Origin of the sequence: Sphingomonas sanguinis (genome assembly GCF_001476905.1) — a bacterium.
Lineage (GTDB): Bacteria > Pseudomonadota > Alphaproteobacteria > Sphingomonadales > Sphingomonadaceae > Sphingomonas > Sphingomonas sanguinis_B.
Genome location: NZ_LDTE01000001.1, coordinates 13,061 through 29,526, shown reverse-complemented (window position 1 = coordinate 29,526; position 16,466 = coordinate 13,061). Strand labels below are relative to the sequence as shown.

The 16,466-nt window shown below is 65.8% G+C and carries 16 protein-coding genes; 3 read left to right on the top strand and 13 right to left on the bottom strand.

The annotated features are described in order from the left end of the window. Window positions 1-5 precede the first annotated feature (5 nt). The 5 genes from der to SB4_RS00120 form a co-directional block, all read right to left on the bottom strand. On the bottom strand, window positions 6-1,376 hold the full coding sequence (gene der, locus SB4_RS00140) for a ribosome biogenesis GTPase Der (RefSeq protein WP_058750904.1): 1,371 nt from the start codon (window positions 1,374-1,376) through the stop codon (window positions 6-8). A 96-nt stretch (window positions 1,377-1,472) separates the two neighbouring features. Continuing rightward, window positions 1,473-2,795 carry an outer membrane protein assembly factor BamB family protein gene (locus tag SB4_RS00135; protein ID WP_058750903.1) on the bottom strand — a complete coding sequence of 441 codons (1,323 nt, stop codon included), beginning with the start codon at window positions 2,793-2,795 and terminating at the stop codon, window positions 1,473-1,475. After that, window positions 2,792-3,460, bottom strand: coding sequence for a tetratricopeptide repeat protein (locus SB4_RS00130; RefSeq protein WP_241488425.1), 669 nt, complete (start codon window positions 3,458-3,460; stop codon window positions 2,792-2,794). The genes SB4_RS00135 and SB4_RS00130 overlap by 4 nt, the downstream gene beginning before the upstream one ends. Before the next feature lie 116 nt (window positions 3,461-3,576). After that, window positions 3,577-4,443 carry a 3-methyl-2-oxobutanoate hydroxymethyltransferase gene (gene panB, locus SB4_RS00125; RefSeq protein ID WP_058750901.1) on the bottom strand — a complete coding sequence of 289 codons (867 nt, stop codon included), beginning with the start codon at window positions 4,441-4,443 and terminating at the stop codon, window positions 3,577-3,579. Between the two features lie 49 nt (window positions 4,444-4,492). Next, on the bottom strand, window positions 4,493-4,837 hold the full coding sequence (locus SB4_RS00120; RefSeq protein ID WP_058750900.1) for an ArsC family reductase: 345 nt from the start codon (window positions 4,835-4,837) through the stop codon (window positions 4,493-4,495). Between the two features lie 166 nt (window positions 4,838-5,003). Between SB4_RS00120 and SB4_RS00115 the strand changes: the two genes are divergently transcribed. Together SB4_RS00115 and SB4_RS00110 are read left to right on the top strand one after the other, a co-directional pair. After that, a complete protein-coding gene (locus tag SB4_RS00115) occupies window positions 5,004-7,058 on the top strand; it encodes an NAD(+) synthase (RefSeq protein ID WP_058750899.1) in 2,055 nt (684 codons plus the stop codon). A 107-nt stretch (window positions 7,059-7,165) separates the two neighbouring features. Continuing rightward, window positions 7,166-7,810, top strand: a complete 645-nt coding sequence (locus SB4_RS00110; protein WP_058716857.1) for a GntR family transcriptional regulator — start codon at window positions 7,166-7,168, stop codon at window positions 7,808-7,810. A 57-nt stretch (window positions 7,811-7,867) separates the two neighbouring features. Here the strand turns inward: SB4_RS00110 and SB4_RS00105 are convergent, their stop codons facing one another. Beyond that, window positions 7,868-9,118: a S1 family peptidase gene (locus tag SB4_RS00105; protein ID WP_241488424.1), complete on the bottom strand. Its 1,251-nt coding sequence runs from the start codon at window positions 9,116-9,118 to the stop codon at window positions 7,868-7,870. A 66-nt stretch (window positions 9,119-9,184) separates the two neighbouring features. Between SB4_RS00105 and SB4_RS00100 the strand changes: the two genes are divergently transcribed. Further along, window positions 9,185-9,430: a hypothetical protein gene (locus SB4_RS00100; protein WP_153005995.1), complete on the top strand. Its 246-nt coding sequence runs from the start codon at window positions 9,185-9,187 to the stop codon at window positions 9,428-9,430. Between the two features lie 110 nt (window positions 9,431-9,540). Here the strand turns inward: SB4_RS00100 and SB4_RS00095 are convergent, their stop codons facing one another. The 7 genes from SB4_RS00095 to SB4_RS00065 all read right to left on the bottom strand — a co-directional run bounded on the left by SB4_RS00095 (window position 9,541) and on the right by SB4_RS00065 (window position 16,411). Continuing rightward, window positions 9,541-10,137, bottom strand: a complete 597-nt coding sequence (locus SB4_RS00095; protein ID WP_058750897.1) for an alpha/beta hydrolase — start codon at window positions 10,135-10,137, stop codon at window positions 9,541-9,543. An 81-nt stretch (window positions 10,138-10,218) separates the two neighbouring features. Continuing rightward, window positions 10,219-10,638 carry a hypothetical protein gene (locus SB4_RS00090; RefSeq protein ID WP_058716854.1) on the bottom strand — a complete coding sequence of 140 codons (420 nt, stop codon included), beginning with the start codon at window positions 10,636-10,638 and terminating at the stop codon, window positions 10,219-10,221. Between the two features lie 202 nt (window positions 10,639-10,840). Continuing rightward, window positions 10,841-11,449, bottom strand: a complete 609-nt coding sequence (locus SB4_RS00085) for a TetR/AcrR family transcriptional regulator (protein ID WP_058716853.1) — start codon at window positions 11,447-11,449, stop codon at window positions 10,841-10,843. A gap of 79 nt (window positions 11,450-11,528) precedes the next feature. Continuing rightward, window positions 11,529-12,932, bottom strand: a complete 1,404-nt coding sequence (locus SB4_RS00080; protein ID WP_058716852.1) for an amino acid permease — start codon at window positions 12,930-12,932, stop codon at window positions 11,529-11,531. 51 nt (window positions 12,933-12,983) lie between these two features. Continuing rightward, complete coding sequence (locus SB4_RS00075; RefSeq protein ID WP_082669857.1) at window positions 12,984-13,694, bottom strand: GntR family transcriptional regulator; 711 nt, start codon at window positions 13,692-13,694, stop codon at window positions 12,984-12,986. Next, complete coding sequence (locus tag SB4_RS00070) at window positions 13,694-14,608, bottom strand: dihydrodipicolinate synthase family protein (RefSeq protein ID WP_058716851.1); 915 nt, start codon at window positions 14,606-14,608, stop codon at window positions 13,694-13,696. The genes SB4_RS00075 and SB4_RS00070 overlap by 1 nt, the downstream gene beginning before the upstream one ends. A gap of 69 nt (window positions 14,609-14,677) precedes the next feature. After that, window positions 14,678-16,411: a DUF885 domain-containing protein gene (locus SB4_RS00065; protein WP_206597975.1), complete on the bottom strand. Its 1,734-nt coding sequence runs from the start codon at window positions 16,409-16,411 to the stop codon at window positions 14,678-14,680. Window positions 16,412-16,466 lie beyond the last annotated feature (55 nt).

Here is a 16,466-nt window from a genome sequence, read left to right as displayed (position 1 = left end):
TGCCCTTAATCCTTATTGCCGAACGGATTTTTCGGCGCGCGCAGCGTCAGGCGCACCGGCACCGCGCCGAAGCCCAATTCCCGCCGCATCGAGTTCACCAGATAGCGCTCATAGCTGGCGGGCAGCTGATCCACCCGCGTTCCGAAGATCACGAAGCTCGGCGGACGCGACTTCACCTGGGTGACGTAGCGCAGCTTGATCCGCTTGCCGCCCGGTGCGGGTGGCGGGTTCGCATCGACGGCACGCTCGAACCAGCGGTTGAGTTCGCCCGTCGGCACGCGCTTCGACCAGGCCGCGCGTGTCTCGAACGCGACCTCGATCAGCGTATCCAGCCCCTTGCCGGTCGCACCCGACACCGCCAGCAGCGGCACGCCCTTCACCTGGCTGAGCCCGTCCTCCAGAGCCTTCTTGACACCGTTGAAAAGCGAGGACGGATTTTCCGCCACATCCCATTTGTTCAGGGCGATCAGCAGCGCCCGCCCCTCTTCCAGCACACGGTCGGCGATCCGCAGGTCCTGCGACTCCAGGCCCAGCGTGGCATCGAGAAGCAGCACCACGACCTCGGCAAAATCGACTGCGCGCAGGGCGTCGGCGACCGACAGCTTTTCCAGCTTGTCCTGCACCTTGGCCTTCTTGCGCATCCCGGCGGTGTCGATCAGGCGGACATGCCGCACCTCGCCATCCCGGTCGTGCCATTCCCAGTCGATCGCGATCGAATCGCGGGTGATGCCCGCCTCAGGTCCGGTGATCAGGCGATCCTGGCCCAGGAAGCGATTGATCAGCGTCGACTTGCCGGCATTGGGGCGCCCGACAATGGCGAGCTTTAGCGGCGCGAAGGGGTTTTCGAGATCGACCTCCTCCTCTTCCTCGACCTCGCGATCGATATAGGGGAGCAGCGCCTCGAACAGATCGCCCACGCCTTCGCCATGTTCGGCCGACAGCTGGACGGGATCGCCAAAGCCCAGCGCCAGCGCTTCCAAAATGCCCTGTTCGGCCGCACGCCCCTCCGCCTTATTGGCGGCGAGCACGATCGGCGTGTCGGAGGCACGGAGCCAGCGGGCGATTTCCTCGTCCAGCGGCATGATTCCGGCGCGGGCGTCGACCAGGAACAGCGCAACGTCGGCCTCTGCCACCGCGGCCTCGGTCTGGCGACGCATCCGGCCGGGAAGCGTGTCGGGGTCTTCGTCTTCATAACCCGCCGTGTCGATGACCCGGAAATCCAGGCCGAGCAGGTGCCCGTCGCCTTCGCGCCGGTCGCGCGTCACGCCGGGCCGGTCATCGACCAGCGCCAGCTTCTTTCCGACCAGACGGTTGAACAGCGTCGACTTGCCGACATTGGGACGGCCGACGATCGCGACGATAGGAAGATTTGCCATCGCGTTCCGTTAGCGAAAGGCGAGCCTTTCGTCACGGGTATAGCGGTACAAATGTTCCGGCCCGTGGAACATAGGTCCCACGGGCCAGAAAGATCGTTACTTATAGGCGGAAATCCGCCCCTTTTGGTCGAGGACGTAGAGCGTCCCGTTGGCCACGATCGGCGGCAGCGCGAAGGGCGTCTTGCCGTCGACGGTTGCCTGCACCAACCCGTCACTCGGATTGGCATAGACGATCTGCCCCTCCGAATTGGTGAGGATCAGGCGATTGCCTGCCAACACCGGACCGAACCAGGTGATCGCGCCGCTCTTCTTCTTCTCGTTATGGAAACGCTGCAGCTGCGCGATCCAGCGGGCCTTGCCGCTCGACCGGGCGAGCGCCACGAGGCGCGCGTCATCGGTCACCAGGAAGATCCACTCGCCCGCGATCCACGGGGTCGAGATGCCGGCGAAATTCTGTTCCCACAGCCGCTGGCCGGTCGACAGTTCCAGCGCGATCATGCGACCGCCCTGGCCCAGCGCATAGACGCGGCCCTGGTCGATCACCGGCGCGGCATCGATGTCCGACAGCGTCGACACCGAGGTCGAGATGCTGGTCCGCGACAGCGCGTCCTGCCACAACATGCGGCCATTCTCGTACCGATAGGCGTTCAGCTCACCGCTCGAGAAACCGGCAACGACGGTGCCCTGGCTGGCGGCAGGGGCCGCGACGCCGAACACGCCCTGCGTCTCCAGCGTGCCCTGGCCAGCCCAGACGATCTTACCGTCCGTCTGGTTGATCGCGTACAGCTGATTGTCCTGGGTCAGGACATAGACATTGCCGTTGGCGATCGTCGGCGATCCGCGCAGCGGACCGCTGGGCTTGGCGCGCCACAGCACCTTGCCGTCCGCCGCGTTGGCCGCAATCACATCGCCCAGGCCGTCGGTGGCGAAGACCGTGCCGCTGTCATAGCTGGCGCCGCCGCCAAAGCGGGCGAGCCGGTTCTCGTCGCCCTCGGTGATCGATGTGGTCCAGAGCTTCGCGCCCGTATCGGCGTTCAGGGCGACCAGGTCGCCGCCGGCATCGACGACGAACATCTTGCCGTCGGCCACGACCGGCGGCGCGCCCAGCGGATCGCGCGCCGAACCGCCGTTGATCGTCGCTTCCCAGACCCGGCGGGGCTGTTCCGCCAGCGCCAGCTGGCCCATGGACTTGGAGGCGTTGCCGCCCGGCTGTGCCCAATCGGGATTGGTTTCGGGCGCTGGCAGCGTGACCTGCACGTCCGCAATCGTCTTGTCGGCCTCGACCCCGGTTTCCGAGACGAGGATCGGCACGCGGTTGCCCACGGTCGGCGTCTTCTTCGGCGCGGACTTGAACACCCCGCAGGCGCCCAGCGCCATCAGCGCGGCCAGCGCCGCGGAGGTGCGGAAATTCTTCGTCATTGGGTCTTGGTGTCCTCGCTCTGGCCGACCGCGTCGACCCCCAATACACCGGCCATCTGAACCGCACGTTGCCGCAGGGTATCGGGCACATCCTTGTCGCTGGCAATCTGGCCGAACAGACGGCCCGCCTGGTCGCGCTTGTTGAGGCGCAGATAGGCCACGGCGACCATCTCGCCCGCGCTGCCGAACCAGGCATTGCCGGGCACCGCCATGCCACCCAGTCGGGCAATCACGGCTTCGGGCTTCATCGTGTCATATTCGGCCATGGTCTGACGGATCAGCGCCAGATCGCGGAAGGGCTGGGCCAGCGACGCATCGTTGGCGACCGCCGCGAAACGGGCCGCCGCGCCCTTCAGATCGTTCTTCTGCAGAAGGATATCGGCCTGGGTGAACTGCGCGAGCGCACGATAGGCATCGACGTCCGAACCCGCCAGCGCCTTCAGCTTGTCGCTGGCCGCCTTGGGATCGTTCTGGCCCAGCGCGTCATAGGCGGCCTGCAACTGCTCGCCGTCCGCGCCCGCCGCCTGGGTCTGGCGGTGCTGCCAGTAGAGATAGCCGCCGAATGCCGCCAGCGCGACGACGATGACGCCCGCGATGATCAAGCCCCAGCGGGTCCAGAAAGAGGTCAGCCTTTCGCGACGCAGTTCGTCGTCGACCTCGCTCATGAAGGCCTGGCTGGATTGGGGCGTTAGGGCCAAGACGGGCTCCGCTATTCTGGATCAAGGCAACAAGAAGCCGCGACCTTTAGCGAGGAGCGAGCCCGGTGGGAAGCGGCCTTGATTTATCCGGCATCGCGCGGCGCATAGATCTGTTCCGGCCCTGGGAAGCGCCGGGCCCGCACATCTTCGGCATAGGCGCGTGCGGCCTCGCCGATCCGATCACCCATCGTCTCGTATCGGCGGACGAAGCGCGCGGTCCGGTCGAACAGGCCTAGCATGTCCTCGCCGACCAGCACCTGGCCGTCGCATTCGGCCGACGCGCCGATGCCGATCGTCGGGCAGGCAATTTGCTTGGTGATTTTAATGGCGATGGGTTCGACCACACCCTCGATCACCACCGAAAAGGCCCCCGCCTCGGCGACCGCGACCGCATCGGCGATGATCTTCGCAGCCTCCTCCTGCGTCCGCCCGCGCGCACCGTAACCGCCCAGCACGTTGACCGCCTGCGGCGTCAGGCCGACATGGCCCATCACAGGAATGCCGCGCTCGACCAGGAAGCGGACGGTCGGAGCCATCGCAACCCCGCCCTCCAGCTTGACCGCCGCCGCGCCGGTTTCCTTCAGGAGCCAGGCGGCATTCTCGAATGCCTTTTCGGGGCTCGCCTCATAGCTACCAAAGGGCAGGTCAATGACGACGACCGCATGATAACTACCTCGCACGACCGCCGCGCCGTGCGCCGCCATCATCTGAAGCGTGACCGGCACGGTTGAGGGCAGGCCGTAGATCACCTGCCCCAGGCTGTCGCCGACCAGCAGCATGTCGCAATGCGGATCGAGCAGCTGTGCCGAGCGCACCGTATAGGCGGTCAGCATGACCAGCGGCGTCTCGCCCTTGGCGCGACGGATCGCGGGCACGGTCAGCCGCTTCATCGGGGCGGGCGTGGGATTGGCGCGACTGGTCGCGGTGTCGAGCGTGTAGGTCGTTGACATGACAGCGCCTTACCCCCGCCGCGCGCCGGGCTCCACCCCCCGGATGCGCTTAGAATATCTCAGCGTAACGTTCCGGCTTGAACCCGACGGTCAACGTGCCGTCGCGGTCGAGCACCGGCCGCTTGATGAGCGAGGGCTGGGCCTGCATCAGCCGGATCGCCTTGTCGGCATCGATATCCTGCCGATCCGCCTCGTCCAGCTTGCGAAATGTCGTGCCCGCGCGGTTCAGCAGCACTTCCCAACCGGTCTGGTCGACCCATTGACGGAGGGTCACCTCGTCGATGCCGTCCGTCTTGTAGTTGTGAAAGTGATAGGCGACGCCGTGCTGATCCAGCCAAATGCGGGCCTTCTTCATCGTGTCGCAATTGGGGATGCCGAAGAGGGTAGTGGTCATGACTGTTCCCGATTCAGGAGTTGGGGCAGGCTTATAGCGACCGTCGATGAAAATCGGCAGGGGAGGTTCGGACGCAACTGACGGCGACCGGCTTCCACTCCCGATCATGACCGCCCGCAAACCGCATGGGGTAGCGTCCCCTTCCCCGCCCCGCTATCCCGAAGCGATGCAGGACCACCCCTTTTACGCGCTTCACACCCATGGCCTGATCCGTGTCGCGGCGGCGACGCCCGCCGCGTCGGTCGGCGATGCGCGAGCGAACGCAGCGGCCATGCTCGATCTGGCACGGCGGGGCGATGAGGATGGGGTCGACCTGATCGTCTTTCCCGAATTGTCGCTGACGTCCTACGCCATCGACGACCTGCATCTTCAGGGCGCGATGCACGGCGCGACGCTCGACGCGCTGGGCGAGATGGTGGATGCCAGCGCCGCCCTGTCGCCCGTCATGCTGGTCGGGGCCGCCCTGCCGCGCAATGGTCGGCTGTATAACTGCGCCGTGGCGATCGCGCGGGGGCGTATCCTGGGCGTGGTGCCCAAGACCTTCCTGCCCAACTACCGCGAATATTATGAGAAGCGCTGGTTCGCGAGCGGAGCGGGCCTCACCGGCCTGACCATTGCAATCGACGGGCAGAGCGTGCCCTTCGGCACCGACCTGATCTTCGCAGCGGAGGACGTGCCCGGCTTCGTTTTCCATGCCGAAATCTGCGAGGACTATTGGGCCCCCACCCCGCCCTCGACCTTTGGCGCGCTGGCGGGGGCGACCATCTGTTGTAACCTGTCGGCGTCGAACATCGTCATCGGCAAGGCGCGCGACCGCGCCATGCTGGCCGCGGCGCAGTCGGCGCGGACGGCCTGCGCCTATATCTATTCCGCCGCCGGGATCGGCGAGAGCACGACCGACCTTTCGTGGGACGGCCAGGGGTTGATCCACGAGCTGGGCGAGACGATCGCCGAGTCCGATCGCTTCCTGCGCGAGCCCTCGCTGACCATGGCCGATATCGATGTCGAGCGGATCGCGCAGGAACGGCTGCGCTTCGGGACATTCAACGATGCCGCCGCCCTCGCCGGCCATCCCGAGCAGCGTTTCCGCCGAATCGGCTTCGTTCACGATGCCGAAGCCCAGGACCGGGGCCTGCGCCGCGCCGTTCGCCGCTTTCCCTTCGTGCCCGACGATCCCGCCCGTCGGGATGCGGATTGCTACGAGGCCTATAACATCCAAGTCGAGGCGCTGGCCAAGCGACTGGAAGCCAGCGGTGCCAAGACGCTGGTCATCGGCGTGTCCGGCGGCCTGGACTCGACCCATGCGCTGATCGTGGCGGCCAAGGCGACCGACCGGCTGGGCTGGTCGCGCGAGCGTATCCTGGCCTTCACCATGCCCGGCTTCGCGACCGGACAGGGCACCAAGGCCCAAGCCTGGGCACTGATGCGCTCGCTCGGCGTCTCGGCGGAGGAGATCGATATCCGTCCCGCCGCGCACCAGCTTCTGGAGGATATGAACCACCCCTTCGCGCGGGGGCTGCCGGTGCATGACGTGACGTTCGAGAATGTCCAGGCGGGGCTGCGCACCGATTATCTGTTCCGCCTGGCCAATCAGCGCGGCGGGATCGTGCTGGGCACTGGCGACCTTTCGGAGCTGGCGCTGGGCTGGTGCACCTATGGCGTCGGCGACCAGATGAGCCATTACGCCGTCAATGCCGGGGTTCCCAAGACGCTGATCCAGTTCCTGATCCGCTGGTGCATCCGGACCGGACAATACGACGACGCGACCAACACGGTGCTCGCCGCCATCCTGGCCCAGGAAATATCCCCCGAATTGGTGCCTGCCGATGCCAGCGGCGCAATGCAGTCCACCGAGGCAATGATCGGGCCCTATGCGCTCAACGACTTCTTTGCGCATTACGTCATCCGTTACGGCCTGAAGCCGTCGAAGATCGCGTTCCTGGCCTGGCATGCCTGGCACGACGCCAATGCGGGCGGCTGGCCCGAGGACCTGCCGCAGGATGCGCGGGTCGCCTATGACCTGCCCACCATCCGGCACTGGCTGGAGCGGTTCCTGACCCGCTTTTTCCAGACCAGCCAATTCAAGCGATCGGCGCTGCCCAATGGCCCCAAGGTCTCGCCGGGCGGTGCCCTGTCGCCCCGTGGCGACTGGCGAGCGCCGTCGGACGGCACCGCCTCGGTCTGGCTGGAAGAGCTACGAGACAGCCTTCCGTACCCGTAATCACACTCTTGGCAGGCCGTGACGAACAGGTCTATGCTTATAACCTAACTCTAACATTTAACCCGGAATTACAGGCTCCTCCCGGCCTGTCGGCACGAGAGACATTCATGAGCCTTGTCGTTCGCACATTGTCGGAACAGATCTTCACGATCGTTCGCGAACGCATCATCAGCGGCCATCTGCCGGAGGACCAGCCGATCCGTCAGGATGCGCTGGCCAACGAACTGGGTGTCAGCAAGATTCCGCTGCGCGAGGCGCTCGCCCGGCTGGAGCAGGAAGGCCTGCTGACCAGCCAGGCCAATCGCGGTTTCTTCGTACGATCGCTGGGCGCTGCGGAAGCCGAGGAAATCTACGAACTGCGCCTGGCGATCGAACCGGATGCCGCCGCACGCGCCGCCCGCGTCGCCACGGCGGCGGACCAGGATATCGCCCGCGAAGCCCTGGCCGCGCTGGATGTGGCCACGCGCGACGCGCTGCACGAAGTCGCGCACCGCAATCGCGCCTTTCACCTGGCCCTTGTCCGCCCGCTGGGTGCGGCTCTGACCTTCCAACTGATCGAGCGGCTGCAGGTGCTGGCCGAACGCTATGTGGTCCAGCATCTGCAACCGGCTGGCCGCGAAGATCGCGCGCACGAGGAACATCATGCGTTGCTCGATGCATGGCTGGCCCGCGACGAGGCACGGGTCGCCGGGTTCCTGACCGACCATATCGGCGCCACGATGGTCGATCTTCGCGCGCAACTTAGTCGCTAAGTGGCGTCATTGGGCGGGTCACTCGCCCTATTCGGCACTCCGCCGCAATGCGATCCCTCAACCCGTCGCCAGCGTCCACCCGTCGGGCAGAAAATCGAGCGACATGTAATAATAAAAGGCGCAGCTGCCGTCACCGCGATAGCTGCCGCCTTTCACGATGCCATAGGCCGTGCCGCCCAGGAAGACGGGGCCACCGCTGTCCCCGCTGCGACAGGTCGGACCACGCACCGCCACCCAAGTCGGCGTGCAACCGCCGCCGCATAGGTCACCCGCGGGGGCGAAGTCGGGCATCCAAACCTCCGCACAGCTATAGCCCGTCCGCTCGCCGCGATGGCATACGATGTCGCCCGCCCGGGTCGACGCCCGGGTGCGCGCACCGACGACGCGGCGAGTGATCGTCTTGGCCGTATCGCTCCAGAACAAGGGCAGAAGCGGAGTGGGACTGACATTCACCTGCACGTCCTGATAGCCCCAACCCCATTGCCCCTGAAAGCGCAGCGGATGGGCCGTGCCGTTCGCATCGATCCAGGACAGATCGTCGGGACAATGCGCGGCGGTCACCACCGCATCCTCACCCCTACGCCGCACGACGAAACCGCTGGTACAGGCATAGCGCCGCCCATTGGCCGGATCGACGCCGACCATGCGCGCGCCGCCCTGCAAATCCGCCAGATCGACATCCGGCGCCTCCAGCGTCGCGATGCGCACCGGCACGCCCGCGAGCCGCGCGATCCGGTCGCGCATCACCTCCGCAGGCTCGGCCGCCAGGTCGGCGCGTGAGACCATGACCACCAGCGCACCGATGCGCGGGTCGATGCCGATGCCGGGCGGCTGGGTCAGGCTGGCGCGGATTTCGGTCTGGTGGAGCGCCAGCGCGACGACCAACTGGGCATGGCTGGCATAGGCCCCCGTCCTGAACCGAACGAGCACCGGCGTGCCCGCGACCATCGCCGTCCGATCGGCTACCGGGCTATCCCCGGTAAGCAGCACATCGACATGAAACGGCGCATGACCGACCGACAGCCCGGCGATGCGATCCGCAAACTCCACCTCGAGCGCATCGGTCAGCGCTATCGAAGCCCGCTGCACCTGAAGCGCGCGCAAGGCCGTTTCGGGCGATTGCCCGGAAACCGCAGCATAGGTCGCCGCATCCAGCGCCAGTGCCGCCGGATCGTCCAGCGCCACCGCCGGCACCACCTGCGCCTGCGCGGTCCCACCAAGGGCAAATGCCAGAAACAGCGCGACAATTCCACTCGCCCAAGCCCAGCTATCAAGGCCCCAAGATTTCGGCTGGTTATATCCCATCATTTTGATATGTATTACGTCCTCAAGGCCGATCGGGGCCATACACGAAATATGAAGGGGACCGAACCGATGTTGCGACGCCATGGCCTGCCGATGATCCTGACAGCCTCCGCCCTTGCCTTGGCGGCCTGTTCGCCCTCGGGATCGGGCAATGTGACGGCGACCGACAATAGCGGTGTCGAGGCCCTGCCGAACGACGGTGTGTCCAACGAGACGGTGGCGAATGACGAGCTTGGGACGGTGGACAACGCCGTAGCACCGGATGACCTGCTCGGCGAAAACGCGGGTGCACCCAACGCCGCAGCCGCGCGATAAAGTTTCTCTCGGCGGCGGGGCTCCTGGCCCTGTCTCCGCTCCTGCCTCGCCAAAGGAAGCTCCCTAAGGCGATCGACTGGCCCGGCGGATAGACCCGCCGGGCCGTTTTTTTAAGGGTGGTCGTGGATGCCCAGCGTGCGCAGGACGCGCATATCCTGTTCGACGACGCCCGCCGACAGCCGCTCGATCAGGCGCTGCGCCTGACGCCACATGCCGGTCGGGCCTGGGTTATGAACCGGCGCGTCGAGCAAGCGGCCACCGCAGAGTTGCGCCAGGGCCGAGCCATGCACCGATCCATCGGCGACCAGCGACGGAAAGGGCAAGGCCGCATCGGGGGAGGCGAAGAGCTGGCCACTCTGCCGGTCGAGAGCGGTCGTCGCGGGTGGCTGGAAAAACACGGCACCGGCCACTTTCGACACATAATGGCTGGGCGACAGTCGTGCCCACCAGATGCTGGCCAGGCACGCCGCGCCTTCCGCCACCAGCAGAACCGCCTTGTCGGCCTGCGCCACCGCATGATCGAGCTTGGTCGCCCAGACATCGCGCCCCTCACGCGAGCTACCGTCGAAGGCGAGCTGGACATCGCCCCGGCGCGGCCAGGCGAACAGATGTTCCCATGGCAGGGCGCGATCGGCCTGATCACCGGGCCCGGCCATCGGCAGGGTGATGATCGAAAAGGGGTCCTTCAGTCGCAGTTCGGCCCGCATGATCTGCTCCCGTCGCTGATCTCCTCAGCGGAAGGTACGCGAGGCTGCGCGAAGAGCAAGGGGCGTCGACGCGGCCCAGCCTCATTCCGCCGCGACGCCCCGCGCTGCGCGCCGCGAATCGCTGAGCGAGACCGCGATGCTGTCGACCATCAGCTCATATTGATCGGCGGTATAGCCCGATGCCAGGAACGCCCGAACCTCATGCGACGGCACGCTATAGCCGTGGTGCCAGCTGAGCACCGCCATGCGGCGCAGCGCCTCCAGCGAGGGGTCGGCGAGGCGGGGATTGCGGGTTTCGCCGAAGATGCTGCTGATCGCACGGACCAGCCGGGTCGGTTCGCGCAGGCTAGACACCCGGTCACGCCGGGCAAGCGCCACGACCTGCCATTCCAGCGCGGACAGTCGTGCATCGGGGCGGATCGCCGCGGCCCCCTGCTGCGCCATCACGGCATCCCGCGCCACGCGCGCCGCACCGATTTCCTGAAAAGCGACATAGGCCATGACACACCCCTTTTTGGTCGCGCGACATACCGCCCCGGCCAGCCCAATGCCCGCCAAAGTCGACGGCCCCATGCCGCCACTGCTGCTGTCTCGCCAATTTTGCCTGTCGAAGATGCTTGGCACCTTCGATACTGGTCGGTATATTAATCGAACCGAAAGCGGTCAAGCATTTTATACCGGGCGTTACGGAATAATTTTCCGCTCAGCGCGACGGCCAGATCGCCAGCGCGGACCCGATCAAGGCTTCGAGCTGATCGCGCGGCACACCAGAGCCCGCCTGGACCCCCATGCCCTGCAACAGTCCAAACAAAAGATTGGCGAGGCCCAGCGGATCGACATCGCTGCGCAGATCGCCTTCGTCCACCGCGCGCTGAAACCGGGCAACGAGCGCAGCCTGCGACGAGGAACGCCGCGCGACGACTTCGGCCTTGATCGATTCGGCCTCCGATCCACACGCCACCGAGTGGATCACCCCCAGGCAACCGCGCGGTTCACTCTGGCTGGTCATGACCTCCAAGGCTCCACGGAGCAGATGCTCGGCCACCCCCCGCGCGGTCGGCTGGTCCAGCGCGTCGCGAAGATAGGCCAGTTTTTCCGCTTCGTAGAGGTCGAGCGCCTTGTGGAACAGGGCTTCCTTGTTGCCGAACGCCGCATAGAGGCTGGGCTTGGTGATGCCCATCGCTTCGGTCAGGTCCGTCATGGACGCGCCTTCATATCCCTTGCTCCAGAAAACGCGGAGCGCGGATGCCAGCGCCTGATCGGTGCAGAATTCGCGGGGACGCCCCTTACACACGGGCAGGATATTTTTCATAACGCTTGGTATAGAACTCAAGCGCGCAAATTTAAAGCCCCGCCTTTCAGGAAGGCGGGGCTTTAAACGGGACGAAGCGTTACCCCTTGGCGAGGGCGCTGCGCCGACGCCCATAGGCGAAGTAGAAGGCCAGACCCCCGACGTTCCAGATCACGAACCGAACGATCGTCGAACTGGGCAGGCTGAACAGCAGATACAGGCAACCCAGGATCGCCAGCGTGCCGACGAGATAAGGCTGCGGACAGCGGAACAGTCGCTTGGCATCGGGCGCCTTGCGCCGCAGCACCATCAGGCAGGCGCCCACCGCGATGAAGGCTAGCAGCGTACCCGCATTGGCGAGCTCGGCAATCTCGTCCAGCCGGAACAGGCCCGCGACGATCGCGATCGACACGCCGGTGACCAGCGTGATGCGCGTCGGCGCACCGCTGCGCTTGCTGACCACCGCCAGCGACTGGGGCAGCAGACCGTCGCGCGCCATGGTGAAGAAGATACGGCTCTGCCCGTACATCATCACCAGGATGACTGAGGGCAGCGCGATGACGGCGGCCAGCGCGATCAGATGCGCGGCGGTCGGCTGGCCCAGCGAGCGCAGGACGAGCGCCAGCGGCTCGGGCGAGTTCGCCAGCTGCTGGAAGGGCAGCGAGCCGATCGCGGCGATCGCAACCGCCATATAGATCAGCGTGCAGACCAGCATCGATCCGACGATGCCGATGGTCAGGTCACGGCCGGGGTTCTTCGCTTCCTCGGCCGAGGTAGCCACCGCATCGAACCCGTAAAAGGCGAAGAAGACGATCGCCGCCGCCGCCATCACCCCGCGCTTGGCACCATCCACCTCATGCGCGGCAAAGCCGTATGGCATGAACGGATGGAGATTGTCGGCGTTGAACGCAGGCGCGGCGAAGGCGACGAAGACGCCCAGCGCGACCAGCTTCACGATGACCAGGATGATGTTCAGCGTCGCGCTTTCCCGCGTGCCCGCGATCAGCATCCCCATCACGGACAGGGCGACCAGCACGGCAGGCAGGTTGATGATGCCGCCGCCATGCGGTCCCGACAGCAATTCTGGCGGCAGATGGACGCCCGCCGCCTGTATCCAGCCCACCAGATAGCCCGACCAGCCGACCGCAACGGTCGAGCAGGCCAGCGAATATTCCAGGATCAGGCTCCAGCCGACGACCCAGGCCAGGGTTTCGCCCAGTGCGGTGTAGCTGAAGGTATAGGCGCTGCCCGCCGCCGGGATCAGCGTGGCCAGTTCGGCATAGGCGAGTGCGGCGCAGGCACAGACCGCGCCCGCAATGGCAAAGGCCAGGATGACGGCGGGCCCGGCCCGCTCCGCGCCGACACCGGTCAGCGTGTAGATGCCGGTGCCGACGATCGCGCCGACCCCCAGCGCGATCAGATGTGGCCAGCTCAGCGTTTTCGCGAGCGCCTGCCCCTCGGCATGCCGGGTCGCGCTGCCCAGCGGTTTGAATGGTCCGAACATAATGTGAGAAAATCCCCCCGCCTTATCGGCTTATGCCATATTGCTTTGTCGTCAGGCGACGGGCGCAAACCCGCCTTTCAGATCCACCAACGTGGACCGGATATGCACGTCAAGCAATGCCTGAAGCCGCGTGGCGTCGCGCGCCAGAAAGGCGTCGAGCTGTTCGCGATGCTCCAGATGGGCCCGCGCATCGCGCCCGGCGGGCTGCAAATGTGCGACGACATAGCGTTCGGCGAGGATCGCAAGCTGCCGGATCAACTGAATGGTCAGCGGCCGCCGCAGCGGGCGGACCATCGCCATATGGAATTGCCGGTTGCAGATGGCGACGCGCGCCAGATCGCTGGACGCGGCCTGGTCGAGCGCGTCGAAGGCCGCGACCAGCTTGGCCCGGTCCGCGTCATCGGCGGCCAGAGCGGCATGGGCTGCAGCGGCGGGTTCCAGCTTCAGGCGCAGGCCGTAAATATCCTCCGCCTGCGCGGCGGACAGCGGCGCGATCATGTAGCCGCGATTGGCGACGCCTTCGAGCAGGCCTTCCTGCTCCAGCCGGGCCATCGCCTCGCGCAGGGGGATCTTGCTGACCCCTAGTTCGGCCGCCAGCGCATCCTGGCGGATCGCGCGATCCGCCGGTATTGCTCCGGCGATGATGCGTTCGCGGACGATCGTAAAAATCCGGTCCGCCAGCGTCTGCACCAATATGGCGCCCTCGCCCCGACCCCGCGCTTCCATGCGGGCGGCGTCGTCGAGCGAGAGCGCCGTCGCCATCAGGCGGCCTTGGCTTGCGTCAGGCTGGGGCGGGTCGCTGCGGCCTTTTCGACCATCGCGATCACCTCGGCGCGGCGTTCGCCTTCCAGGATGTAGCGCGGCGGCAGCACGCGCTCCGAACCGCGGCCCATGACCTGCTCGGCCAGCTTGATCGACTGGACCAGGTCATGCTCGGCATCCAGGTGGAGCAGCGGCATGAACCAGCGATAGATTTCCATCGCCTTGGCATGGTCACCACGGTCGAACGCCGCGACCAGCTCGACCGACTCCTTCGGGAAGGCGTTGGTCAGACCCGAGACCCAGCCCTGCGCGCCCAGATAGAGGCCTTCCAGCGCCACGTCGTCCAGCCCGGCGAACAGGGTGTAGCGATCACCGAAGGCATTACGGAAATCGGTGAAGCGACGCGTATCCGGCGCCGATTCCTTGACCGCAACGATGTTCTTCACATCGACCAGTGCTTCCAGCACCGTCTGGTCGATGACCGTGCGGTAAGCAGGCGGGTTGTTGTACAGCATGATCGGCAGACCGGTCTGGTCGGCCACGCCCTTGAAATGGTTCACCAGCTCATGCGCCTTGGGCACATAGACCATCGGCGGCAGCAGCATCAGGCCATCGGCCCCGGCCTTTTCGGCGGCCTGCGCATAACGCACCGCGCGGCGCGTGTCATATTCCGAGACGCCGGTAATGACCGGCACGCGACCCGCCACGGCTTCGACAATGGCAGTCAGCACCGTGACCTTCTCGTCATAGTCGAGCGAATTGTTCTCGCCGACCGTGCCCAATGCGATAACGCCGGTCACGCCGTCATTGACCAGATCATCGACGACCCGCTGCGTATCGGCGAGGTCGATCGACAGATCTTCCCGGACCTGGGTCGTCACTGCGGGGAATACGCCGCGCCAGCCGATGCTCACTATCTGTCTTCCTGCTGTTGTTTTAGATATCGTATACCGTCTATCGGATCAGCATACTCGGGTCAATCATCATTCCTCGTCGGGATAGGGGCCTTTGCCCCCATTCGCGATGAATTGATCGGTCCGCATCTCTATCACCGGCAATGGCACATAGCCGAGTTGCAGCATCGCATCGTGCCAGGCGCGGATGTTGAACTTCGGCCTCAGCGCCTTCTCGGCCTTGGCGCGGGCGCGTTGGAAAGCCAGCTGCCCCATATAATAGGACAGCGCCTGCCCCGGCCATGCGATATAGCGGTCCACCTCCGTCTCGATCTCGTGATCGGACAGCGCCGTATTGTCGTGGAGATAGGCCTGGGCCCGCTCGCGGCTCCAACCCATCGCGTGGATGCCGGTATCCACGACCAGCCGCGCCGCGCGCCAAGCCTGGTAGGATAGCATCCCGAACCGCTCATAGGGCGTCTTGTAGATACCCATATCCTCGCCCAGCGCCTCGCAATAGAGCGCCCAGCCTTCGCCGTAAGCCGACAGGTAGCTGTCGCGCCGGAAGCGCGCCAGGTCCTTGTTTTCGGCGGCCAGCGGCATCTGGAATGCGTGACCGGGTGCGCTTTCGTGCAGCGTCAGCGCGGGCAGCGAATAAAGAGGACGCGACGGCAGATTATAGGTGTTGACCAGATAGATACCCGGACCACCGCGCCCGCCGGTATAGAAGGGCGCCAGGTCGGCGGGCACCGGCTTGATGGCGAACCGGCTGCGCGGCAGGCGACCGAACCATTGCGAGGCGACCCCGTCAAAGCTCTTGGCGAACCAAGCCGCGCGGTCGAGCAGCTCCTGCGGCGTCTTGGCGTAGAATTGCGGATCGGTGCGCAGGAAGGTCAGGAAAGCGGGGAAATCGCCCTGGAACTTCACCTCCTTCATCACCTGATCCATCCGCGTACGGATGCGCTGCATCTCCGACAGGCCGATGGCGTGCACCTGCTCGGGCGTCATGTCGGCGGTGACATATTCGCGAATTTTCGAGCGGTAATAGGCCTTACCATCGGGCAGGTCATAGGCCGCCGTGCTGACCTGCGCGCGTGGCATATAGTCTTGGCGCAGGAAGGTCAGCAGCCGCCGATGCGCGGGCAGCACATCGTCGCGGATCGCCGCCTTCGCCTCGGCACGCAGCGCCGCCGCCGTGGCAGGCGTCATGGTGGCGGGCATGGTCTTGAAAGGCTCGTAAAAGGGCTGCTCCTCGCCAGCCCCGGCATCCACCACCTGCGCGACCCCGATATCGCGCCCCTTCAGCGTGACGCGCGGCACGGTGAAACCGCGATCCAGCCCGGCGCGCATATTGGCGATCTCCTGATCGAAATAGCGCGGCATCTGGTGCAGCATGGCGATGTAATCGCGGTACTGAGCCTCGGTCGTAAAGCTGCCTCGCGCCCAGCTCGCCAGATTGCCCCAGAAGCTGGTGTCGGCGGTCAGCGGCTTTTCATATTCGCGGAAGCGCTGGGCGGCGAGCAGCGCATCGATCTGCCCGCGATAGACCATATAGTCGATGCGGACGCTCGGCGAGAGGCTGGCCGGATCGATCGCGTCGAGCGCCTTGGCAGTGGATTCCCAACGCGCCAGCCGGGCGGCCTGGGCGGCCGGGCCTTCGTCGGGCAATTGACGAGAGCCCGCGCTGCCGCTGTCGTCGTCGGCCGCGCTCTGGCTGATGCGCCATTGATATTCCGCTTCCGAGAGGGCGCGGAACCGGGCGTCGGCTGGGCGAGTGGCAGTCCGGCCCGCCTGCGCGCGCGGCTTGCCCTTGGCTTCGGCCATGCTCGATGGCGCACTGGCCAACGCCGCCCCCGCCAACAGCCACGCAATCCGGTTC

Coding starts and splice junctions, on each gene's coding strand:
- SB4_RS00075 (WP_082669857.1), bottom strand. CDS start 13,694: ATGGCGACGGCGCTCTCGCTCGACGACGCCGCCCGCATGGAAGCGCGG.
- SB4_RS00135 (WP_058750903.1), bottom strand. CDS start 2,795: ATGACGAAGAATTTCCGCACCTCCGCGGCGCTGGCCGCGCTGATGGCG.
- SB4_RS00095 (WP_058750897.1), bottom strand. CDS start 10,137: ATGCGGGCCGAACTGCGACTGAAGGACCCCTTTTCGATCATCACCCTG.
- SB4_RS00090 (WP_058716854.1), bottom strand. CDS start 10,638: ATGGCCTATGTCGCTTTTCAGGAAATCGGTGCGGCGCGCGTGGCGCGG.
- SB4_RS00065 (WP_206597975.1), bottom strand. CDS start 16,411: ATGGCCGAAGCCAAGGGCAAGCCGCGCGCGCAGGCGGGCCGGACTGCC.
- SB4_RS00130 (WP_241488425.1), bottom strand. CDS start 3,460: ATGAGCGAGGTCGACGACGAACTGCGTCGCGAAAGGCTGACCTCTTTC.
- SB4_RS00120 (WP_058750900.1), bottom strand. CDS start 4,837: ATGACCACTACCCTCTTCGGCATCCCCAATTGCGACACGATGAAGAAG.
- SB4_RS00085 (WP_058716853.1), bottom strand. CDS start 11,449: ATGAAAAATATCCTGCCCGTGTGTAAGGGGCGTCCCCGCGAATTCTGC.
- panB (WP_058750901.1), bottom strand. CDS start 4,443: ATGTCAACGACCTACACGCTCGACACCGCGACCAGTCGCGCCAATCCC.
- SB4_RS00100 (WP_153005995.1), top strand. CDS start 9,185: ATGTTGCGACGCCATGGCCTGCCGATGATCCTGACAGCCTCCGCCCTT.
- SB4_RS00115 (WP_058750899.1), top strand. CDS start 5,004: ATGCAGGACCACCCCTTTTACGCGCTTCACACCCATGGCCTGATCCGT.
- SB4_RS00080 (WP_058716852.1), bottom strand. CDS start 12,932: ATGTTCGGACCATTCAAACCGCTGGGCAGCGCGACCCGGCATGCCGAG.
- SB4_RS00110 (WP_058716857.1), top strand. CDS start 7,166: ATGAGCCTTGTCGTTCGCACATTGTCGGAACAGATCTTCACGATCGTT.
- der (WP_058750904.1), bottom strand. CDS start 1,376: ATGGCAAATCTTCCTATCGTCGCGATCGTCGGCCGTCCCAATGTCGGC.
- SB4_RS00105 (WP_241488424.1), bottom strand. CDS start 9,118: ATGATGGGATATAACCAGCCGAAATCTTGGGGCCTTGATAGCTGGGCT.